Annotated in this window: 20 protein-coding genes; 6 read left to right on the top strand and 14 right to left on the bottom strand. The window is 60.6% G+C overall.

All coding sequences use genetic code 11. From position 1 onward, the window contains the following. Nucleotides 1-24: 24 nt before the first annotated feature. Nucleotides 25-849 (bottom strand): diaminopimelate epimerase, encoded by an 825-nt coding sequence (gene dapF / locus ACKTS9_RS12690; protein ID WP_407881204.1) that lies wholly within the window; start codon nt 847-849, stop codon nt 25-27. 145 nt (nt 850-994) lie between these two features. Then, nucleotides 995-2,266 carry an adenylosuccinate synthase gene (locus ACKTS9_RS12685; RefSeq protein WP_349215578.1) on the bottom strand — a complete coding sequence of 424 codons (1,272 nt, stop codon included), beginning with the start codon at nt 2,264-2,266 and terminating at the stop codon, nt 995-997. A gap of 282 nt (nt 2,267-2,548) precedes the next feature. Between ACKTS9_RS12685 and ACKTS9_RS12680 the strand changes: the two genes are divergently transcribed. From ACKTS9_RS12680 to hemW, 4 genes are all read left to right on the top strand, one after another. Next, nucleotides 2,549-2,776 carry an acyl carrier protein gene (locus ACKTS9_RS12680; RefSeq protein WP_349215577.1) on the top strand — a complete coding sequence of 76 codons (228 nt, stop codon included), beginning with the start codon at nt 2,549-2,551 and terminating at the stop codon, nt 2,774-2,776. Between the two features lie 79 nt (nt 2,777-2,855). Further along, nucleotides 2,856-4,292 (top strand): proline--tRNA ligase, encoded by a 1,437-nt coding sequence (gene proS / locus ACKTS9_RS12675; RefSeq protein WP_349215575.1) that lies wholly within the window; start codon nt 2,856-2,858, stop codon nt 4,290-4,292. A gap of 72 nt (nt 4,293-4,364) precedes the next feature. Beyond that, nucleotides 4,365-4,991 (top strand): type A chloramphenicol O-acetyltransferase, encoded by a 627-nt coding sequence (catA, locus tag ACKTS9_RS12670; RefSeq protein ID WP_407881200.1) that lies wholly within the window; start codon nt 4,365-4,367, stop codon nt 4,989-4,991. Between the two features lie 36 nt (nt 4,992-5,027). Then, on the top strand, nt 5,028-6,113 hold the full coding sequence (hemW, locus tag ACKTS9_RS12665; RefSeq protein WP_407881197.1) for a radical SAM family heme chaperone HemW: 1,086 nt from the start codon (nt 5,028-5,030) through the stop codon (nt 6,111-6,113). 85 nt (nt 6,114-6,198) lie between these two features. Here hemW and ACKTS9_RS12660 read toward each other — a convergent pair whose 3' ends face one another. Further along, on the bottom strand, nt 6,199-6,837 hold the full coding sequence (locus ACKTS9_RS12660; RefSeq protein ID WP_407881195.1) for a histidine phosphatase family protein: 639 nt from the start codon (nt 6,835-6,837) through the stop codon (nt 6,199-6,201). Between the two features lie 307 nt (nt 6,838-7,144). Between ACKTS9_RS12660 and ACKTS9_RS12655 the strand changes: the two genes are divergently transcribed. Next, entirely contained in the window at nt 7,145-7,834 is a 690-nt protein-coding gene (locus ACKTS9_RS12655; protein WP_349216163.1) for a helix-turn-helix domain-containing protein, read from the top strand. 28 nt (nt 7,835-7,862) lie between these two features. On the opposite strand, the gene ACKTS9_RS12650 is transcribed toward ACKTS9_RS12655, so the two are convergent. Beyond that, a complete protein-coding gene (locus ACKTS9_RS12650) occupies nt 7,863-8,666 on the bottom strand; it encodes a DUF1835 domain-containing protein (RefSeq protein ID WP_407881192.1) in 804 nt (267 codons plus the stop codon). A 51-nt stretch (nt 8,667-8,717) separates the two neighbouring features. Then, nucleotides 8,718-9,857, bottom strand: coding sequence for a DEAD/DEAH box helicase (locus tag ACKTS9_RS12645; protein WP_407881190.1), 1,140 nt, complete (start codon nt 9,855-9,857; stop codon nt 8,718-8,720). Between the two features lie 187 nt (nt 9,858-10,044). Between ACKTS9_RS12645 and ACKTS9_RS12640 the strand changes: the two genes are divergently transcribed. Next, nucleotides 10,045-10,662, top strand: a complete 618-nt coding sequence (locus tag ACKTS9_RS12640; RefSeq protein ID WP_349216160.1) for a hypothetical protein — start codon at nt 10,045-10,047, stop codon at nt 10,660-10,662. Nucleotides 10,663-10,801: 139 nt separating this feature from the next. On the opposite strand, the gene ACKTS9_RS12635 is transcribed toward ACKTS9_RS12640, so the two are convergent. The 9 genes from ACKTS9_RS12635 to ACKTS9_RS12595 form a co-directional block, all read right to left on the bottom strand. Beyond that, a complete protein-coding gene (locus ACKTS9_RS12635; RefSeq protein ID WP_349216159.1) occupies nt 10,802-11,086 on the bottom strand; it encodes an HU family DNA-binding protein in 285 nt (94 codons plus the stop codon). Nucleotides 11,087-11,364: 278 nt separating this feature from the next. Next, a complete protein-coding gene (gene carB, locus ACKTS9_RS12630) occupies nt 11,365-14,577 on the bottom strand; it encodes a carbamoyl-phosphate synthase large subunit (RefSeq protein ID WP_349216158.1) in 3,213 nt (1,070 codons plus the stop codon). 1 nt (nt 14,578) lies between these two features. Next, nucleotides 14,579-15,670, bottom strand: coding sequence for a carbamoyl phosphate synthase small subunit (locus ACKTS9_RS12625; protein WP_407881186.1), 1,092 nt, complete (start codon nt 15,668-15,670; stop codon nt 14,579-14,581). Between the two features lie 37 nt (nt 15,671-15,707). Continuing rightward, the gene (gene pyrE, locus ACKTS9_RS12620) at nt 15,708-16,301 is read right to left on the bottom strand and encodes an orotate phosphoribosyltransferase (RefSeq protein WP_349216156.1); all 594 of its coding nucleotides are present in this window, start codon (nt 16,299-16,301) and stop codon (nt 15,708-15,710) included. A 42-nt stretch (nt 16,302-16,343) separates the two neighbouring features. Further along, the gene (locus ACKTS9_RS12615) at nt 16,344-17,252 is read right to left on the bottom strand and encodes a dihydroorotate dehydrogenase (RefSeq protein WP_407881183.1); all 909 of its coding nucleotides are present in this window, start codon (nt 17,250-17,252) and stop codon (nt 16,344-16,346) included. Continuing rightward, nucleotides 17,245-18,000: a dihydroorotate dehydrogenase electron transfer subunit gene (locus ACKTS9_RS12610; protein ID WP_349216154.1), complete on the bottom strand. Its 756-nt coding sequence runs from the start codon at nt 17,998-18,000 to the stop codon at nt 17,245-17,247. The genes ACKTS9_RS12615 and ACKTS9_RS12610 overlap by 8 nt, the downstream gene beginning before the upstream one ends. Further along, complete coding sequence (gene pyrF / locus ACKTS9_RS12605; RefSeq protein ID WP_407882124.1) at nt 17,981-18,844, bottom strand: orotidine-5'-phosphate decarboxylase; 864 nt, start codon at nt 18,842-18,844, stop codon at nt 17,981-17,983. The genes ACKTS9_RS12610 and pyrF overlap by 20 nt, the downstream gene beginning before the upstream one ends. 18 nt (nt 18,845-18,862) lie before the next feature. Beyond that, nucleotides 18,863-20,041, bottom strand: a complete 1,179-nt coding sequence (locus tag ACKTS9_RS12600; protein ID WP_407881180.1) for a dihydroorotase — start codon at nt 20,039-20,041, stop codon at nt 18,863-18,865. A 155-nt stretch (nt 20,042-20,196) separates the two neighbouring features. Continuing rightward, a complete protein-coding gene (locus ACKTS9_RS12595) occupies nt 20,197-21,906 on the bottom strand; it encodes a B12-binding domain-containing radical SAM protein (protein WP_407881178.1) in 1,710 nt (569 codons plus the stop codon). Nucleotides 21,907-21,952 lie beyond the last annotated feature (46 nt).

Raw genomic sequence — 21,952 nt, 5'->3', positions numbered from 1 at the left:
GCCGGGTGTGCCCCGGCCCTGCCCTTACAGTTCGATTTCGCCGGTGAACACCCGGGCCGCGTCGCCGGTGAGCGTCATCCCCTCCTGCGTCCAGCACACGCTCAGGGCGCCGCCGGGCAGTTCCACGCGCACCTCCTGGCCCATGGGCACGCGCCCGGTGCGCACAGCCGCCGCCACCGCCGCGCAGGCCCCGCTGCCGCAGGCCATGGTCTCACCGCTGCCCCGCTCCCACACGCGCATGCGCAGGCTCAGCGGGCCGATCTGCTGAACAAACTCCGCGTTCACTCCCTGGCCGAACAGCCCGCAGCGCGCAAACCCCGGGCCCATTCGGTCCAGTTCCGCCCGGAAAACATCCGGCACGAACACCACACAGTGGGGATTTCCCATAGACAAACAGGTGGCGCGCACAGCGCCGCCGTTCACTTCGATCAGCTCCTCCACCACGGGCCGGGTGCACCCGCGCAGAAACACCGCCGCGGGCGAGAAATCCGGCTGGCCCATCTCCACCCGCAGAAGGCCCGGGGCCAGCCGCTCTACGGTGCGAACCCCCGCCAGCGTTTCCACACGGGCGATGTTGCCTTCCACAAGGCCGTTCAGAAACAGATATTCCGCCGCGCAGCGCACACCGTTGCCGCACATCCGCCCCTCGCTGCCGTCCGCGTTGAAAATGCGCATTTTCACATCCGCTTTGCCGGAGTCCTCCAGCAGAATCAGCCCGTCGGCTCCCACGCCCGTGTGCCGGTCCGACAGGCGCACGGCCGCCAGTTCCGGGTTGGGCAGGGGTGCGGACGGCCGCACATACAGATAATCGTTTTTGCACCCCTGCATCTTGGTGAATTTCAGCTTCATAAAACCATCAGCGCTCCCTTGCCGGTTTTTGCTTTTTTCCGAAAAAAAGCCTTCTTTCCAATGTATGGCCGGACGTTTTTTTGTGTGAATGGCAAAAAAAGGGCAGGCGGGGAATTTCCTCCCCGCCTGCTTTTGGGGTATTGGTTCACAGCGTAATATACTGGTCGCGCTCCGCGCCCACCGATACATAGCGGATCTTCACACCCACGGCCTCTTCCAGGAAACGGATGTACTCCATGGCCTGTGCGGGCAGCTCTTCCTTGGTGCGGCAGCCGGAAATATCCTGTTTCCAGCCGGGCATCATCTTGTTGATGGGCTTGGCCTGCTCCAGCACGTCCCCGTAGGGGAAGTCGTGGATCTCCTTTCCGTCCAGCTCGTAAGCAACGGTGACGGGGATCTGATCCAGATCGTCCAGAATGTCCAGCTTGGTCAGGGCGATCTCGTCGGCGCCCTGGGCGCGGCAGCCGTAGCGGCTGGCCACCACATCAAAGGGACCCACACGGCGGGGACGGCCCGTGGCCGCGCCGTATTCGCCGCCGGCCCGGCGCAGCTTCTCGGCCTCTTCCCCGAACAGTTCGCAGGTGAAGGGGCCCTCGCCCACGCAGGAAGAATAGGCCTTCATGATGCCGATGTTCAAATCGATTTTGTGGTTGGGGATGCCCGCTCCCACCGGCGCATAAGCGCCGATCACATTGGAAGAGGACGTGTAGGGATAGATGCCGAAATCAATATCCCGCAGAGCGCCCAGCTGTGCTTCGAACAGGATGTTCTTGCCGGCCTTGGCCGCCGTGTCCAGATACAGGCCCGCGTCGCACACATACGGTTTGAGCACATCGCCGTATTTCTGCAGCCAGGCCCACATGTCGTCCACGCTGACCGGCTCTTTGCCGTACACGCCGGTGATGGTCAGATTTTTGTAGGCCACGATGTCCGCCAGGCGCTTTTTCGTGGTCTCCGGATGGAACAAATCGCCCATCCGCAGCGCTTTTTTCATATATTTGTCCCCGTACACGGGCGCGATGCCCCGGCGGGTGGAACCGTACTTGGCATCGGCCAGGCGGTCCTCTTCATAGCAGTCCAGCAGCTTGTGATAGGGCATGCAGATGACGGCGCGCTCGGAAATTTTCAGATTGTCCGGGCTGATGGCAATGCCGCCCTTGCGCAGATTTTCGATCTCATGCACCAGATGCTCCAAATCGATGACCATGCCGTTGCCCATGACATTGACCGTGGTCTCCCGCAAAATGCCCGAGGGCAGCAGGTTCAGGATGAACTTTCCTCGCTCATTGACCACCGTGTGGCCCGCATTGTTTCCGCCCTGGTAGCGCACCACAATGTCGTAGTCCCGGCTGAGCAGGTCTACCATGCGACCCTTTCCCTCGTCGCCCCAGTTGATTCCCGTGATTGCAGTCAGCATACTTTCCACTCCTTTTCCTAAAAACGGCGGCGTTCCGCCAAAAACCTCTACAGTGTTTAATATTACCACACAAGGTGCGAAAACACCATGCGCACACTGGAAAAATGCGCGGGGGCTGCGCAAAAAAATTTCGGTGAAAACGCCGGGTTTCCGGGTGCCGAAGGGTTTGAAAATATTTTGTGAATCTTCTTGACAATGCTCGGAAAACACGCTATAAAATTTATAGACTATCCGTCCCGATCCTGCTGCGGGCAGGCGGGCAATTCGATGGAGGGAATAAAAATGATTTTTGAGCGCGTGCGTGAGATCATTTGCAGCCAGCTTGACCTGGATGAAGACCGCGTGACCATGGATTCCAACATTCTGGAAGATTTCGACGCCGACAGCCTGGACCTGGTGGACCTGGTGATGAGCTTTGAGGACGAATTCGGCATCGAGGTGCCGGACGACCAGACCGAGAACTTCCACACGGTTGGCGACATCGTCCGTTACATTGAAGAGAACACCTGATTTTCGGACCCTTCAGCCCCCGTTTCCAGGGGGCTTTTGAATTTGCCCCCTTCCGGGGGCGCGTGAGTGAGGAGAACACATGAAAGACAACAAGAAAATGGTGGAGGCCATCACCCCCATCAACGAAGACTTTGCCCAGTGGTACACCGACATCTGCCTGAAAGCGGAGCTGGTGGATTATTCCGCGGTGAAGGGCTGCGTTATCCTGCGCCCTTACGGCTATGCCATTTGGGAGAACATCCAGAAACTGCTGGACGCGCGCTTTAAAGCCACCGGCCACGAGAACGTGGCCATGCCCATCTTCATCCCCGAAAGCCTGCTGCAGAAGGAAAAGGACCACGTGGAGGGCTTTGCCCCGGAAGTGGCCTGGGTGACCATGGGCGGCAGCGAGCAGCTGGAGGACCGGCTGTGCGTGCGCCCCACTTCGGAGACGCTGTTCTGCGACCATTTTGCCCACGTGCTGCATTCCTGGCGCGATCTGCCCATGAAGTACAACCAGTGGTGCAGCGTGGTTCGCTGGGAAAAGACCACCCGCCCCTTCCTGCGCAGCCGTGAGTTCTGGTGGCAGGAGGGCCACACCATTCACGAGACCGCCGAAGAGGCCATTGCCGAGACCGAGCAGCAGCTGAACACCTACGCGGAATTCTGCGAGGAAGAGCTGAACATCCCGGTATTGAAAGGCAAAAAGACCGACAAGGAGAAATTTGCCGGCGCCGAGGCCACATACACCATCGAGGCCATGATGCACGACGGCAAGGCGCTGCAGTCCGGCACCAGCCACTACTTCGGCGACGGATTCTCCCGCGCCTTTGACGTGACCTTCACCGGCCGCGACAACACCCTGCAGTATCCGCATCAGACCAGCTGGGGCGTGTCCACCCGCCTGGTGGGCGCCATCATCATGACCCACGGCGACGACGAGGGCCTGATCCTGCCCCCGGCCGTGGCTCCCTATCAGGTGGTCATCGTGCCCGTGGCGGCCCACAAGCCCGGCGTCATGGAAAAAGCCGAGGAACTGCGCGCCCGCCTGTCCAAATTTTGCCGGGTGAAGCTGGACGCCAGCGACAACAGCCCGGGCTGGAAGTTTGCCCAGTGGGAGATGAAGGGCGTTCCCCTGCGCCTGGAGATCGGCCCCAAGGACATGGAAAAAGAGCAGTGCGTGCTGGTGCGCCGCACCGACCGGGAAAAGATGTTCACGCCGCTGGCCGACCTGGAGACGGTCATCCCCGAGCAGCTGGTCCACATCTCCAAGCAGCTGTTTGACCGCGCGCTGGAAAACCGCAAAAACCGCACCTTCACCGCCACCACCATGGACGAAGTGATGGCCATTGCCGACAAAGAGAGCGGCTACATCAAAACCATGTGGTGCGGCGACGAGGCCTGCGAGGAACTGATGAAAGAAAAGGCCGGTCTGTCCAGCCGCTGCATGCCCTTCGAACAGGAGCATCTGTCCGACGTGTGCCCCTGCTGCGGAAAACCCGCCAAAACCATGGTGGTCTGGGGCAAAGCCTATTAAAAACAAACCCATTGGGGCGGCAGATCCTGTTCTGCCGCCTTTTTTCATACCCCGGAAAGGAGAATCCGCACCATGACGTTTCAGACCATCCGCAAGGCTGACTGGCCCCGCGCGGAATATTTCGATCACTATTTTTCCGCCGTCCCCTGCACGTACAGCATGACGGCGAAGCTGGACATCCGTGCATGGCGAAAAAGCGGCCGCAAGCTGTACCCGGCCATGCTGCACGCCATCACGACCGTGGTCAACCGGCACGAGGAATTCCGCACGGCCATCGGCGCAGACGGCCAGCCGGGCATCTACAGCGACATGCTGCCCTGCTACACTGTTTTTCACAAAGACACGGAGACGTTTTCCAACCTGTGGACCCCGTATTTTGCCGATTACGATGCCTTTGCCGCCGCATACGAAGAGGATCTGCGCCGGTACGGCCAGGTGCACCGCATGCTGGGCAAACCCCACCCGCCGGAAAACACCTTTCCCGTGTCCATGATCCCCTGGACGAGTTTCGACGGGTTCCAGCTGAATCTGCAGAAGGGCTACGATTATCTGCTTCCCATCTTCACCATGGGAAAATACACCGAACAGGACGGCGTGCTCCGGCTTCCGATTTCCGTTCAGGTGCACCACGCCGTGTGCGACGGGTTTCACCTGTGCCGGTTTTTGGGAGAACTGCAGGAGCTGCTGGACCGGTTGTGAGAACATGCTTGCAAAACCCGGAAAGGAGGTCTGACTGTGTTCGGCCTGTATCTTCACATCCCCTACTGTGCCGCCAAATGCCGGTACTGTGATTTTTATTCTGCTGCGTGCCGGGGCGGCGTGCCCGACGCCTACGTGGATGCACTGTGCCGGGAGATGGATCGTTTTTCTCCCTGCGGGTCCACCCCGCTGCGGCCCGACACGCTGTATTTCGGCGGCGGTACCCCGTCGCTGCTGACGCCCGCCCAGACAGCCCGGCTGATCGACGCCGCCGGGCCCGTGCCCGGTGCGGAGATCACGCTGGAAGCCAATCCGGAGACCGTTTCGCCCCAAACCCTCGCAGCATACCGCCAGGCGGGCGTAAACCGCATTTCTTTCGGCGTTCAGAGCGCATCCGACGTCCAGCTTGCCCGGCTGGGAAGACGCCATACAGCGGTGCAGAGCCGCCTTGCGCTGCAATGGGCCCGTGAGGCCGGATTTGAGAACATCAGCGGCGATGTGATGCTGGCTTTGCCCGGCTACACCCTGGACGAGATGAACGCCACGCTGGAGCTGCTGGCCGAAGGGGGCTGCACCCACATCAGCAGCTATCTTTTAAAAATCGAACCGAACACCGTGTTCGGCCGCAAGCCGCCGGAGAATCTGCCCGACGATGACGCGGCAGCGGACTTCTATCTGGCGGCCGTGGAACGGCTGGCGCAGCTGGGCTATGCCCAGTACGAGATCTCCAACTTCGCCCGGCCCGGCTTTGAGGGCCGCCACAACCGCAACTACTGGGAGTGCGGGGACTATCTGGGGCTGGGCCCCACGGCCCACAGCTGCATGAGGGGCCGGCGCTTTTACACACCCGCGGGCACGGCCGCCTTCTGCCGGACGCCGGCGGACTACACCGACGACGGGACCTGCACGGCCGAGGACTTTGTCATGCTGCAGCTGCGCCTGACTTCCGGGTTGTCTCTGGCCCGTCTGCGCCGGGAATGGGGCGTGGAGTGGGACGCAAAAAAGCGCGCTTTTGCGGCGCGCCTGTGTCAAAACGGGCTGGCCCGTCTGGAGGGAGACGTCTTTTCCCTGACACCCCGGGGCATGCTGGTGCAGAACAGCATTCTGGTAGAACTGCTTTAAGAAAACGGGCGGCCCGCACACAGCGGGCCGCCCGTTTTGCAGTCATAAAAGCGCACAGCGCCTGCATACAATCAACCAAAAGCGGTCAAGCCTGGTCGTCCAGATAGCCGAAGGGCACGATCTGGCACACCTCCACAATGTGGTCGCGCATCCACATCTCCGGGCTGCACTGCACCAGGTACCCGCAGCCGGGGTCTGCCATCCACAGCTCGGGCCGGCGCTTGGGCATGCCGCGCTGGGCCAGCATGCTCATGATGACGCCGCCGTGGGTCACGCAGGCCGCCTCTTCGATGCCGCTTTTCATCATGTACTCAAACATGCCCATCAGCACCCCGCCGCACCGCTTGTGAAAATCGGCCAGGGGCTCGGCCCCTTCCGGGGTGAAGTGCTGGGTGGGGTCCATCCACTTTTTAAAATCCTCGTCCTGGACAAGCTCTTTGATCCGCCGCCCCTCGAACACACCGAATCCGTTTTCCCGCAGATCCTGCAGAATGATCTTGTCCCTGGCGGCCGGGAACAGAATGTCCGCGGTCTCCAGCGCCCGCGCCAGGGGGCTTGCGAACACCGTGGCCGGCTGGGGATAGGCAAAGCGGGCCTGCAGCTCCCGCAGGCCGCGGCGCCCCTCTTCGCACAGGGGCTGGTCTGTGCCGCTGCCCATATAAATGCCGTCCAGGTTTCCCTGCGTAATGCCGTGGCGAATCAGTGTCAGGCGGTAATTTTTCATGATTTTCTTCCTTTCCGTGGCGTTTTTCCCAAAAGTAACCCGAAACGCAAAAAAATTTTTTATATTTTTTTCGGCCTGTCCATACTACATTTTGAGCACCACACGCCCCTGCGCTCCATACATATTGAGAGCCGTGTCGAAATGCCCCAAAAACGCGAACTTTTTTGCCTGTTTTGGATATTTACAAAACGTTTTTGCTGGTTTATAATTTACCATACGTAAACATCGGTACAGGGGCAGTCTTGCTTTTTTCCGCTTGAGAGGCCGCCCCTTGTTTTCTGATGTCCATTGTGAAGGAGTATTCTGAATGTCCGAATTTAGCCGCATCATCACGCTTTTGCGCAAAGAAAAAGGAATTACGCAAAAACAGGCCGCCGAGCAGCTGGGTGTCTCGCAGGCGCTTTTGTCGCACTACGAAAAAGGCATCCGCGAATGCGGGCTGGACTTTGTGGTGCGTGTGGCGGACTTTTACGGCGTCTCGTGTGATTATCTGCTGGGCCGCAGCCCGGACCGCAGCGGTCTGACTCTTTCGGTGGAGGAGATCCCCAATCCGGAGACTGCCAAGGACGGCGTGTTCCACGGCAGCGTGCTGCCCACCTTCAACAAAAAGCTGATCTCCAACAGTCTGAACATCCTGTACGACAAACTGAACAGCTGCCCGGACAAGGGGCTGGTCAGCGAAATTTCGGCGTATCTGATGATCGCGGTATACAAGATGTTTCGTCTATTATACAACGCCGGGCCGAAAAACGCCAGCAGCTTGTTCGGTGTTCGCAAAAGTGTGTACTCCGGTTATGCGGACGCGGCCATGCATGTGGCCGAGGCCAACGTAGAAGCCATTTTGTCCGGCGAGGACATCGGCACCGGCAGCTCGGTGAAGGACACCAGCGCCTTCAGCATGACCACCGAAAAGCTGTCCAAGGAATACCCCCTGTACGCCACCAGCCTGTTCAACCTGATCAAGACAAGCGAGGGGCGCATCGACCACAAAAAATAAGCAAAAGCCGCCTGCGGGCGGCTTTTTTTCATAGCTCGGTCCGTTCCAGTACCGTCTCATAATAATATTCCGCCGGCTGCCGGACCCGCAGTTTCCCCTGCCCGGTCCACCGGTGCAGCCGCCCGGCCAGAAATCCGTCCGGCACGCCGGGCAGGCGGGACAAAGCACAGCCCACCGCCTCACCTGCCGAAAAAACCTTTCCGGGGGGCAGGCTCTCCCACAGCAGGCTGTCGAAGAAATTCTCCGGCACGCCCGCCAGCGTCCCGTTCAGCATCACCCGCAAGGGCGCGCTCTGCCACAAGGAGGCGTTCCACAAATTGGCCCAGGCCCTGCGCTGCGCCGGGTCCACGGGCTGTTCCAGCGGCAGGAAGGTATGCCACTGCTCCGGAGAAAGTTCGCCCAGGCTTCGCAGCGCACACAGCGTTCCGTCCGCGCGGGGCTGCAGCAGCGGCACGCACACGGCGCTCACCGGGCCGCCGGCATTCTGCAAAAGGTACATGGCCAGCAGGAACAGACACCACTCCTCCGCCGCGGGCGCGGTCCACACCCGCACAGGCGTTCCGTCGGCCGCTGCGGCGCACAGTTTTTCCAGCACGTCCCGGTTGCGCTGCGCCTGTGCTTCGGCGTCGCAGTCCGCTTGCCGGCGAACGGCTTGATACAGCCCGCGCAAAACCTCGGCACGCCCTGTCTGCGGTGGAAAATCCCGCAGATTTCCCACGCTCAGGGCCAGTTCCGGGCACAGCACGTCCCGGGCGTCCTCGGCAAAATCCGCCCCGTTTTTGGCCATTTTCAGGCTTCCGCCGGCGCTTTGCCCGCAAACAAGTTCCAGCATACAGCTCTCCTTCTGTTTAAAAAAGCCCCGCCTGCGCGGGGCATTGTTCGTTTAAAATTCGGCGGGCACAATGTCCCGGTTTTCGTTGAACGCAATGGGCTGCGCCTGGTTGCGGGTGTAGCGCAGCATGTCCCGCACCCGGTTGCGCTCTTCCTTGGCATAAAGGATGTAGGCCGTTCCCTCGTGCCGGGCGCGGCCTGTGCGGCCGATGCGGTGGGTGTACTGCTCGTTGGACTCGGGCACATCGTAGTTGAATACCGCATCCACCTCAGACACGTCGATGCCGCGGGCCGCCACGTCTGTTGCCACCAGCACCGGGATCTCGCCGGCCTTAAAGCTGGCCATGATCTTATTGCGCTCGGCCTGGGACAAGTCGCCGTGCAGGCAGTCCACCCCGAAATTCAGCCGGGCCAGCTGGTTGGCCAGCATGGCGGTGGTGTATTTCTGGTTGCAGAACACCATGACACGCTTGTAGCCGTTTTTCACGATCAGCTCCGACAGGTCCGCCAGCTTGTTGCGGCCGGTGGTCAGCATCATGTACTGATCGATCTTGGGCATGGAATCCTCCACCGGCTGCACGGTGATCTCCTCCGCGTCCCGCTGGTACAGCCAGCCGATGTCCATGACCTCGCGGCTGATGGTGGCCGAGAACATGGCCAGCCGCTTGCGGGACTTGATGGTGTCCAGAATGTGGCGCACATCTTTGTAGAAACCCATGTTCAGCATTTCATCGGCCTCGTCCAGCACAATGGTCTCCACATGGGACAGATCCACCGTGCAGCGCTTCATATGGTCCTGCAGACGGCCCGGCGTGGCCACCACGATCTGGGGGCCTTTTTTCAGCTGTTCGATCTGGCGGTTCATGTTGGCGCCGCCGTACACGCACACCACCCGCACTTCGGGATAAAAATGCGCCAGATCCCGCAGGTCCTCGGTGATCTGCTGGGCCAGTTCCCGGGTGGGCGCCATGACCACGGCCTGCGGATATTTCTTCTCCGGGTCCAGCCCTGCGATGAGCGGGATGCCGAAGGCGCAGGTCTTGCCGGTGCCCGTGGGGGCCTTGGCGATGATGTCCCGCCCTTCCATCATAGGGGGAATGGCTTTTTCCTGTACTTCGGTCATCTCGGTAAAGCCCATGCGTTCCACCGCCTGGTGGATCTGCGCGGGCACATTCAATTCACGGTAATCCATGGTGTCTCTCCTGACGTTTCGATTTTCCTTTGCTATCATAGCACATTTTCCGCCAAAAAGGAACACGGACAGCCGCCCTTTGCAGCGGCTGCAAAAAAATGCAGGGCGACCTGTGCAAACGGGAAAAAGGGAGGTATAATGAGGAAAACCCAGGGATGGGCATCTTACAGGAAAAGAGGAAACAATCATGAAAAAAGTGCTTCTTTGTATCTGTGCATGGATGACGGTCCTCTCGCTGGCGGCCTGCAGCGGCGCACCGGCGTCTTCGGCTCCGAGTTCTGTGCCCTCTTCAGATTCGCAGGCCTCTTCGGTCTCTGAAGCTGTGCCGGAATCGGTTTCCGAACCCGCGTCCGAAGCGGCGGATGCGGACTACACCGCCTATTCCATCACCTTTGACGTGCCGGAAGGCTTTGAACAGGTGGACGCCAGCGGCACCGGTGCCAGCGTGATCTACCAGGCGGCGGACGGATCCAGCATCAACGTGGTAATTATGGAAAACAACGGTTCCCTGGCCAGCGACGTGGTCCTGGAAGACCTGGTGGGACCGCTTGAGGATGCGTTCTCCCAGCAGTACGGTGAGGATGTGTACCTGCTGGACGTGGCGTTCAACACCGGCAATCTGGGCCCCTGCCCCTACTACCGGATGGACTACAGTGTGACTGTGGCAGGCGTTGATCTTTACCAGACAGGCATCGGCCTCAACGCCGACCGGGCCTACACCATCACTTTTACTGACACCACCTACGGCAGCTGGAGAGACGCTTTTGAGGCGTCCATCGCATCCATCGAGCCTGTGAAGCAGTGATATTCAACCATTCAAAAAGCCGCCCCTGTGCAAGGGACGGCTTTTTTGGTTGCGGGCAAAAAACAGGGGGGCATTGCCCCCCTTGGTTTCTTTTTCTTTGCAGCGCAGCCGCTTTCTGCGCCGAACATTTGCGCGCGGGTTATTCCGCCTCGCCGGACAGACGGCGCTTCATGATGCCGCTGGCTTTAAAGCCGGGAATCTTTGTGGGCGCCAGCTGGGTGGAGACTTTGGTCTTGGGATTGGTGTAGGCCTTGGTCTGGCGTTCACGCATCTCAAACCGGCCGAACCCGGCGATGGTGACCTTATTTCCGTCCTGAAGCTGATGGATGATGTGGTCGAACACGGAATCCATGACACGTTCCACATCCGCGGCGGACAGCTCCGTCTGCTCCGAAACGGCGGTGATCAGCTGCGATCTTGTCATTTTTTTCAGAACCCCCCTTGTTTCAATCGTGATACCCCTGCCCGGGTTGTTTCTAATTCTCACTATACGCCTGAAAAACGTATATTACAAGACTTTTTTCGAAAAACATCGTATTTTTTTCAACATTTTATTCTTTTTATAGTAAAAATAGCATAAATTTTATTGAATATTTTTAAACTGTTTGTATTTTTATAATTATTTATTCTATTTGTATAATAAGCATTAAAAAACAACGCCCCGCCGCACGGTTTTCGTGCGGCGGGGCGTTGTTGAAAGCATCAGAACAAAGTGGACAGATCCACCAGATCCACGTCCCGCAAAGTGCGTTTTGTGCGCAGGCACTTGATGAGCACCTTGGCGGTATCGATGGCCGTCAGACAGGGAATGGACAGCTCCACCGTCTTGCGGCGCAGCTGCACGCTGTCGTGGGAGGGAATGCGTCCCTTGGAAGAAGTGGACACCACATAGTCCACCAGACCCGACTCCAGCAGATCCCGCAGGTTGGGCCGCTCTTCGCTGAGCTTGCGCACCTCGTTGCAGGCGATCATGTTGCGGCCCAGATGATAGGCCGTGCCGGAGGTGGCATACAGCTTGTAGCCCATGTCCTTGAAGTTCCAGGCAATGTCTTCCAGCTCTTTTTTGTCCGCGTCCTTCACGGTGAGGATGACGCATTTGCCCGGGGTGGGATGACGCAGGCTGTAGCCGGCGCCCACCAGGCCCTTGAGCAGCGCGTCCTCGAAGTTGCGGGCAATGCCCAGCACCTCGCCGGTGCTCTTCATCTCCGGGCCCAGCTGGGTGTCCACGTTGTGCAGCTTTTCAAAGCTGAACACGGGCACCTTGACGGCGCAGTAGTCCCCGGTGGGGTACAGGCCTGTGCCGTAGCCCATGTCCCGCAGCTTTTCGCCCAGCATGCAGCGCACAGCCAGGTCCACCATGGGAACGCCGGTGACCTTGCTGATGTAGGGCACGGTGCGGGAAGAACGGGGATTGACCTCGATGATATACACCTGATCGTTGTACACCACGAACTGAATGTTCATCAGGCCCACCACGTTCAGCGCACGGGCCAGACGGCCGGTGTAGTCCACGATGGTGCCCTTGATTTTCTGCTTCAGGCTCTGGGGCGGATACATGGAGATGGAGTCGCCGGAGTGGATGCCCGCGCGCTCGATGTGCTCCATCATGCCGGGGATGAGGAAGTCCTCGCCGTCACAGATGGCATCCACCTCGCACTCGGTGCCCATCAGGTACTTGTCCACCAGAACGGGGTTGGCCATGTCCACATGGCTGGTGATGATGGCCATGTATTCCTTCACGTCGTTTTCGTTGTAGGCGATGATCATGTTCTGACCGCCCAGAACGTAAGACGGGCGCAGCAGCACCGGATAACCCAGATCGCTGCCCGCGGCCAGAGCCTCTTCACAGGTGAAGACGGTGTGGCCCTTCGGGCGGGGAATGCCGCACTTCTCCAGCAGCTCGTCAAAGCGCTCGCGGTCCTCGGCCTCGTCGATGGCGTCGGCGCTGGTGCCCAGGATCTTCACACCCATTTTGGCCAGATGCTTGGTCAGCTTGATAGCCGTCTGGCCGCCGAACTGGACGACGCAGGCCCAGGGTTTTTCCGTGGCAATAATGTGCTCCACACTTTCCGGCGTCAGGGGGTCAAAGTACAGACGGTCGCCGGTATCGAAGTCAGTGGAGACCGTCTCGGGGTTGTTGTTGACGATGATGGCCTCGCACCCGTGCTCCTTCAGCACCCAGGTGCAGTGGACCGAGCAGTAGTCGAACTCGATGCCCTGACCGATGCGGATGGGGCCGGAGCCGAACACCAGCACCTTTTTCTTGTCCGTGGGGTGGGCGGCGATAAACTCGGCCGCCTCGTTCTCCTCGTCGAAGCTGGAATAGAAATAAGGCGTTTTTGCGCTGAATTCCGCGGCGCAGGTATCCACCATCTTGAACCCGGCCACGCTCTTTTCAAAGGGCAGCTCCTTGAGGCCGCAAAGGCGCAGGATGGTTTTGTCCATGAAGCCCTGCTTTTTGGCCTTGCGGTAAAGCTCTTCGGTCAGGCCGCCGTTTTTCAAAGCCAGTTCCGTATCGGCCAGCTTTTTCAGCTTGGACAGGAACCACTTGTCGATTTTGGTGATGTCGTAGATCACGTCAAAGCTGACGCCGCGCTTGATGGCCTCGTACACGGTAAAGGACCGGTCCGAGTCACAGCGGTGCAGACGCTGGACGATCTCCTCGTCGGGCAGGCTCTCCAGCTCCGGCAGGGTCATGGTCTCCAGGCCCAGCTCGATGGAGCTGACGGCTTTCATCATGGCGTGCTCGAAGCTGCTGGCGATGGCCATTACCTCGCCGGTGGCCATCATCTGGGTGCCCAGGTCCTTCTTGGCGTACACGAACTTGTCAAAGGGCCATTTGGGGAACTTGACCACGCAGTAGTCCAGCGCGGGCTCAAAGCAGGCGCAGGTCTGGCCGGTGACGTCGTTGGGGATCTCGTCCAGGCTGTAGCCGATGGCGATTTTGGTGGCCACTTTGGCGATGGGATAGCCCGTGGCCTTGGACGCCAGCGCCGAAGAACGGGACACACGGGGGTTGACCTCGATGACCGCGTATTCGAAGCTGTCGGGTTTCAAAGCGAACTGGCAGTTGCAGCCGCCCTCGATGCCCAGCTCGGTGATGATGTTCAAGGCGCTGGTGCGCAGCATCTGGTATTCCTTGTCGGACAATGTCTGGCTGGGGGCCACCACGATGGAGTCGCCGGTGTGCACGCCCACGGGGTCAAAGTTTTCCATGTTGCAGACGGTGATCACGTTGCCCTTGCCGTCCCGCATGACCTCGTACTCGATCTCTTTCCAGCCGGCGATGCATTTTTCGATGAGCACCTGATGGATGGGCGACAGGCGCAGGCCGTTGGTGCCGATCTCCCGCAGAGACTCCTCGTCGTCGCAGATGCCGCCGCCGGTGCCGCCCATGGTGAAGGCGGGCCGCACGATGACCGGATAGCCGATGACCTTGGCAAAGTCCAGCGCGTCGTCCAGACTTTCCACCACTTTGGAAGGAATGACCGGCTCGCCCAGTTTCTCCATGGTGTCCTTGAACAGCTGGCGGTCTTCGGCGCGGTCAATGGTGTCGGGCTTGCAGCCCAGCAGACGCACGCCCGCCTTTTCCAGATAGCCGTTGCGGTACAGCTCCATGGCCAGGTTCAGCCCCATCTGACCGCCCAGGTTGGGCAGGATGGAGTCGGGTTTTTCCTTTTCGATGATGCGCTCCAGAATCTCCACGGTCATGGGCTCCACATACACCCGGTCGGCGATGTTGGGGTCCGTCATGATGGTGGCGGGGTTGGAGTTGACCAGCACTACTTCGATGCCCTCGCTTTTCAGAGCGCGGCAGGCCTGGGTGCCGGAGTAGTCAAATTCGGCCGCCTGGCCGATGATGATGGGGCCGGAACCGATGACCAGCACCTTTTTAATGGATGGATCTTTGGGCATCTCAATGGCCCCCTTTCATCATGGATACAAATTCGTCAAACAGATACGCCGTGTCCCGCGGGCCGCCGCAGGCCTCGGGATGGAACTGCACGGTGAAGCAGGGCATGTTTTTATAGCGCACGCCCTCCACGGTGCCGTCGTTGGCGTTCACGTGGCTCACTTCGGCAATGGATGTGTCCACCGTGTCCGCCACCACTGCATAGCCGTGGTTCTGGCTGGTGATGAAGGTGCGGTTTTTGGCGAAATCGGTGACCGGCTGGTTCACGCCGCGGTGGCCGTATTTCAGCTTGGCGGTTTTGGCGCCCATGGCCAGCGCAGTCAGCTGATGGCCCAGGCAGATGCCGAACACCGGCTTGTTCATGGCCAGAATGTCTTTCAGATTCTCAATGATCTGCACGTTTTCGGCCGGGTCGCCGGGGCCGTTGGACAGCATGATGCCGTCCACGTTCAGCTCTTTCAGCCGCTGGGCGGTGGTGCGGCCGGGCACCAGCGTCACCTTGCAGCCGCGCTGTACCAGGCTGCGCAGAATGTTGCGCTTGTAGCCGAAGTCCATCAGGGCCACATGGAACTCGCCCTCTTCGTGATAGGTCTCCTCGTGGTCCACGGTGACGCTGTCCACCGCATCGGTGACCGCGTAGGCGCGGATGCGCTCCATCAGCGCCGTGTCGGCCAGGGCGGCCTCGGCACTGTCGTACTCCGTGGTCAGCGCGCCGTTCATCACGCCGGATTCGCGGATGATGCGGGTCAGCCGGCGGGTGTCCACGCCCTGCAGGCCGATGATGTTCTGCTGTTTCAAAAAGGCGTCCAGCGTCTCTTTGCAGCGGAAGTTGGACGGTGCGTCACACACTTCGCGCACAATGTAACCGAAGGCATGGATGCGGCAGGACTCCGCGTCCTCGCCGTTCACGCCATAGTTGCCCACCAGGGGGTAGGTCTGGGTGATGATCTGGCCGTAATAGCTGGGGTCGGTGAGCGTTTCCTCGTAGCCCACCATGCCGGTGTTGAACACCACCTCGCCCACGCTGGTGCCCGCGGCGCCAAAGTTTTCGCCCTCGAACACCATGCCGTTGGCCAGTACCAGATATGCTTTCATGGAAATCCCTCTTTTCTGTGCGGTATTCAAAAGGCGTTTACAGGGTCTGTTTGGCCTGCTCTTTCATTTTGCGGCTGCCCAGATGCACCAGAGGCAGCTTGCCCTCTTTGCAGATGGGGCATTCCTCGGGCAGGTAGTTGGGCAAATCCAGCTTCACGGCGCTGGCCAGAATGGGGATGGGAGACGGAGCTTCCGCCTTGGTGCGGTCCACCACGCACACGATGCCCAGGCATTCGCCGCCGGCCTCTTCAATGACGCGCTTGGTCTCCAGAGAAGAGATGCCCGTGGTGACCACGTCTTCGGCGATGATGCATTTTTCACCCGGCTGGATGGCAAAGCGCTTCAGGGTCATGACGTTGTCCACACGCTCGGTGAAGATGGCGCGCTTGCCCAGCTGGCGGCCCAGCTCGTAGGCGTAGACGATGCCGCCCATGGCCGGGCCGACGATCACGTCCACATCCAGGTCTTTCAGCTGCTCGGCCACGTTCTCCATGACCAGGGCGCATTTGTCGGGATACTGCTGCAGGAAAGCCATCTGGCAGTAGGCGGAAGAGTGACGGCCCGAGGACAGCAGGAAGTGGCCCTCCAGGAAGGCGTCGCAGGATTTGAGAATTTCCAGTGCGTTGTTCATGATGATGCTCCTTTTATATCTTGAAAAATATCCGTTTGCTTGTTACACCCGGGCCGCGCCGCGGATCTCGTCCAGGGTCTTGACGCCGTGGGCGTCCATCCAGCCGGCGATGCCGTCCGCAATTTTCTCGCAGGCTTTCGGGTCCATGAAATTGGCTGTGCCCACCTGCACCGCCGTGGCGCCGGCCATGATGAACTCCAGCGCGTCGCGGGCGGTGGCAATGCCGCCCAGGCCCACCACGGGCACCTTGACCGCGCCGCACACCTGATAGACCATGCGCAGGGCGATGGGCCGGATGGCCGGACCGGACAGGCCCGCAAATACATTATGGAACACCGGACGCCGTTTTTCAAGGTCAATGGCCATGGCCTGGAAGGTATTCACCAGGCTGAGGCCGTCGGCCCCGGCTTCCTCGCAGGCCAGCGCCATCTCCACAATGTTCTCGGCGTTGGGGCTGAGCTTGACGATCATGGGTTTCGAGGTGCACTTGCGCACCCGGCTGACCACCTCGCGGGCGCTCTCGGCCTTGACGCCGTAGGCGATGCCGCCGGCCTTCACGTTGGGGCAGGAGATGTTCAGCTCGATGAAGTCGATGTCGGTTTTGTCCAGCAGGCGGGCGCCCTCTTCGTAAGTCTCGATGGTGGAGCCGCCCAGGTTGGCCATGGACGCGCAGCCCAGCTGCAGCATCTGGGGCAGTTCGTTGTCAATGAAGTGCTGCACACCCGGGTTCTGCAGGCCGATGGAGTTGATGAGGCCCGAGGGCGTCTCCCACAGGCGCTCGCCCTCGTTGCCGTACTTGCCTTCCAGCGTCAGGCCCTTGCCGGACACGGCGCCCAGCTTTTTCAGATCCACGATGTTCTCGTATTCCACGCCGAAGCCGAAGGTGCCGGAGGCGGCGATGACCGGGCTTTGCAGGGTCTTTCCGCACAGGTTCACGCGCAGATCAGCCATAGAACACACTCCCCTCGAACACGGGGCCGTCCTTGCATACGGACACGCCGCCGTTTTTGGACTTGCAGGTGCAGCCCAGGCACGCGCCCAGACCGCAGGCCATTTTGGCCTCTTTGCTGACGTACACCCGCACCCCTTTGGCCAAGCACATGCGGGCCACTTTTTCCATCATGATCTCGGGTCCGCAGGTGTACACCACGTCAAACTGCTCCGGGTCCAAAAGGTCGGTGACAAAACCGTGGTGGCCCACCCGGCCTGTGTCCGTGGCGATCTGCACATTGTCGCACACGGCCGCAAAGGCCGCCAGGCGATAGGGCTCGTCCCGGAAGCCGGCGAAGAAGTGCACTTCGGCCCCCGCGTTTTTCAGTTCCTTTGCCAGCTGCAGCAGCGGCGCGGTGCCGATGCCGCCGCCCGCCAGAGCCACCTTTTTCCCCTCGATGGGAAAGCCGTTGCCCGCGGGGCCGGTCAGCTGCAGATGGTCGCCGGTGCCCAGGGCCGCCAGCTTTTCGGTACCGGTGCCCTTGACCTCGTACAGGAAAGAGATCTCCCGCAGTTCCGGGTCAAAGCTGTGCAGGCTGATGGGGCGGGACAGAAGCGGCGCTTCGTCTGCGCCCCAGGCGCGCAGCATGTAGAACTGCCCCGCTTTGGGCGCGGGGGTGGACGCGTCCCACAAAGCGGTCAGCAGCAGAATGTTCTCCGCCTGCTTTTCATTGCGCAGGACCACAACTTCACAGTTTGCTGCACGCATCCGCAATGGCCTCCTTCATGTTCACGCACTCGTTGTAAGCGGCCTCGGCAAAGCCGGTGCCGGGCTGTTTTTTGTACGCCAGCAGAATGCCGCGGCTGGAGTTCACGGTGCCGCCGTTTCCGTTGGACAGGTACTGGGCGATGTCCTCGGCCTTGCCGCCCTGGGCGCCGTAGCCGGGGATCAGGAAGAACGCATCCTTGTATTTGGCGCGGATCTCCTTGGCCTCTTCGATGTGGGTGCCGCCGATGACGAGCCCCACGCTGGAGTAGCCGTGCTCGCCCAGGTAGTCCCGGCCGAAAGCGGTCAGCTTGTCGCCCACCAGATCGTACACGTGGCGGCCGTCGGCCAGCTTTTCGTATTCAAAGTCCCTGGCGCCGCCGTTGGAGGTGCGGCACAGCACAAACACGCCCTTGCCTTTTTCCCGCATGTACTTGGTGTAGGGCTCGATGGAGTCCATGCCCATGTAGGGAGCCAGCGTCATGAAATCGGCCTCAAAGTCCCCCTCGAAATGGGCCTTGGCGTACATTTCGGCGGTCTTGGCAATGTCGCCGCGCTTCACGTCCGCAATGACGGGCAGGTTGCGGCTGCGCAGATAGGCCAAGGTGTTTTTGTAGGCGGTCAGGCCGTCCAGCCCGTAGGACTCGTAGTAAGCGATCTGCACTTTATAGCAGCCGGCCACCTCTTTGGTGGCCTCGATGATCTCTTTGTTGAAGCGGAAGATGTTTTCCCCGGCGGTCAGGGCCGAATCCACAAAATCCTCCGGCAGGTAGGTAAAATCGGTGTCCAGACCCACGCACACCGGGCCACGGGCTTCCACAGCTTCGTACAGTCGGTCCATTTGCAGCATTTTCATATCCTCCGTTTACAGTTCGTTGTAGGTGATAACGCCGGCTTTGACGGTGGCTTTCACCTTGCCGTACAGCGTCAGGCCGTCGTAGGGTGTGTTGTGGCTTTTGCCGGCGAACTCGTCCTTGTTGACCACATAGGCATGCTCCAGGTCCACCAGGACCACGTCACCGTCGTATCCCTCGGCCAGAAGGCCCTTGTTCAGGCCCAGAATTTCGGACGGTCCCTTGCTCATCATGCGGGACAGCGTCTCCAGCGGCAGGCCGCACTGGCGGCACAGCTTTGTATAGCACACGCTGAAGGCGGTCTCCAGCCCCACCATGCCCGGCGCGCCCTTGGCCTTATCCTCGGGCGAATGGGGCGCGTGGTCCGTTCCGATGGCCTCCACTTCCCCGGCGGCCATGGCCTCGATCAGATATTCCACGTCCTCTTTTTTGCGGATGGGCGGGTTGACCCGGAAGCCGTTGTCGTAAAACCAGATGTGATGGGGCGTGACCTCGCTGGTGACCTTAACGCCCCGGCGCTTTGCCCGGATGACTTCCTCCATGGCCTCTTTGGTGCTGACGTGGCACATGTGCAGCTTTGCGCCCGTGGCCTCGGCAATATAGATGTTGCGCACCGTCTCCAGATTTTCGGCCAGCCGGTAGTCGATGGGCGACAGGTCCATGTCCTCGGCGTGGCTCATGACGGTCAGGCCCTTTTCGGCGGCGATGGTCATGGCCTCATACATGACCTTGGAGTCCCGCACGCCCCGGCCGTCCTCGGAAATAAAGCGCAGATTCGGGGGCAGAACCGTGAGATGGCTGACGGTTTTGCCGTCAAAGTCCTTTGTGATGGAGATGCACTGGTTGATGTCGCACAGGCCGATGTGCCTGGCGTCATCCATCAGGCTTTGGGCAATGGCCGCCGACGAGCACACGGGCTTTGTGTTGGCCATGCAGTTGACAAAGGTGTAGCCGCCCCGGGCCGCCGCCCGGGACCCGCTGGTCAGGTCTTCCTTGTACTCGAAGCCCGGGGTGCGGAAGTGGCAGTGGGTGTCCACAAAGGCGGGCAGCAGCACAAGGCCGCCCGCGTCCAGCACGGGGCCGTCGGCCTGCAGGTCTTTTCCCACCGCGGTGATGGTTCCGTTTTCAATGAGCACGTCCCCCTCGCGGACGCCCAGCGCGTCCGCCAGCATTGCGTTGCGAATGAGCATGTGGTTCCTCCTTTTGGGCAAAAAAAAACTTTTCCACAAAAAGGGAAAAGTTTAAAAGACGATAAAACGGCCAGGGCCTTTGGACTGATTCAACAAAAACACACTGCACAGCGTCATTCCGCGGCTCCTCCGTCTTCATTTTGTTCCATAGTATTTTAGCATTGGTCCGACAGATTGTCAATCGGAATCCGATGTAAAACATAACGGGCCGTGACGGGGTTTTTCTGTGTGTAATCCACAAAGGCGATCTGGCGCGCCGCGTACAGCACGGCCACACCCCGGCGCACGCCGGGTTTGGGGGCGGTGGCGGGGTTTTGGGCCAGCGCGCGCACCGCCTTTGCCAGCAGCGGGTCCTTCACCTGCAGGCAGGCGGGCAGACGGCCCGTGGCGTTGGTGGCCAGCCGGTCGCAGACCAGGGTGTCCCGCAGGCACTGGCTGTCCACGCCGGGCAGTGTTTTGCAGAATTCGTACAGACGGGCGGTGTATCCGTCCAGATCCAGGCGCACCGTGACGCCCGCAGCCCTGCCCAGCGCCGTGTAGAAGGCAAAGGGCGTCAGGCCTGTGGCGTCCAGAACGTACTGCGCCGTGTGCCGGAACCGGCGGGAGTTGTACACCCGCTCCAGCGCGTCCTCGGTTTGGTGCAAAAGCGCCAGGTCCTCTTCGCTCAGCCAGGGCGTGGAACGCACCTCATACGGAGGAAGCGGAGAAAATTCGCAGGGATACTGTTCCGTTTCTTCCCGCATGGCGGCCCCGTGCAGCAGTTTCAAAAAGCCCAGCTGCAGCATGGACGCGCCCAGAGCGTAGCCCTCGTTGAAGCTGTCGGCAAAGGCGGCCAGATCCTCGAAGGGCAGGCCGGCGATCAGATCAATGTGGATGTGCATGTTCTCCATGGCCACCAGCCGCCGGATGTTCTGCTTCAGCACCCGGGTATCGGTTTTGCGGCGCACGGCCTCCAGCGTTCGCTCGCAGAAGGACTGCATGCCGATCTCCAGCTGCACCGCGCCCACGGGCATGCGCTCCAGCAGGCGGAAGGTCTCCTCCTGCAGAATATCCCCGGCGATCTCAAAGTGGAAGCACACCCCGGCGGGGATGTCCCGGCCGTAGTGCTCCAGGATAAATGCCAGAATGGCGTTGGCGTGGCGGGGGTTGGCGTTGAAGGTGCGGTCAATGAACTTGACGGTCTTCGCCCCGGAATTGGCCAGGGTCAGAATGTCCCGGAATGCCCGGTCCAGCGGGAACCAGCGGGGTTTGCCGCACCGGCCCGACAGACAGAAGGCGCAGGAATAAGGGCAGCCGCGGCTGGTCTCCAGATAGGCGATGCGGCCGTTCAGCGCCGACAGGTAGCGGGGCGTATAGGGGCTGGGCACGTCGCCCGGCAGCACGCAGGGCGCACGTTCCACCACTTCGTCCCCCACCCGGCCGCACAGACCGGGAATGTTCCCGGCCATGGGGTCCTGCCCGGCGGCCAGGCACCGCAGAAAGGCGGGCACGCTCTCCTCGCCTTCCCCGGACAGCACGTAATCCACCTGGCTGCTGCGGCGCAGCACATCCCCCGCGTTGTAGCTGACCTCGGGTCCGCCCAGCGCCACCACGGTTTGGGGCAGGCGCTGTTTCACCTGTGCGGCCAGCGCCAGCGTCTCGGTGATGTTCCACAAATAGCAGGAAAACGTCACCACCGACGGCGCGCCCTCACACAGGCGTTCCAACACGGCGGCGGGCGGCTCGTTGATGGTGCCCTCCACCACCCGGACCCGGTCCGCCAGTTCGGGGGCATGGGTCTCCACCCCTGCCGCCAGGCACCAGGGCGCCAGCGAGGAGTGAATGTATTTTGCGTTGATGGCGCACAGCGCCGCGGAAAAATCCATAAAAATGCTCCTTGCACAAAAGCGGGCGCGAAAACGCGCCCGCCGC

The sequence above is a fragment of the Owariibacterium komagatae genome (assembly GCF_045865535.1).
GTDB classification, from domain to species: Bacteria; Bacillota; Clostridia; order Oscillospirales; family Ruminococcaceae; genus Ruthenibacterium; species Ruthenibacterium komagatae.
The sequence above is the reverse complement of the archived record's forward strand: the minus strand, read 5'-3'. Positions and strand labels throughout refer to the sequence as shown.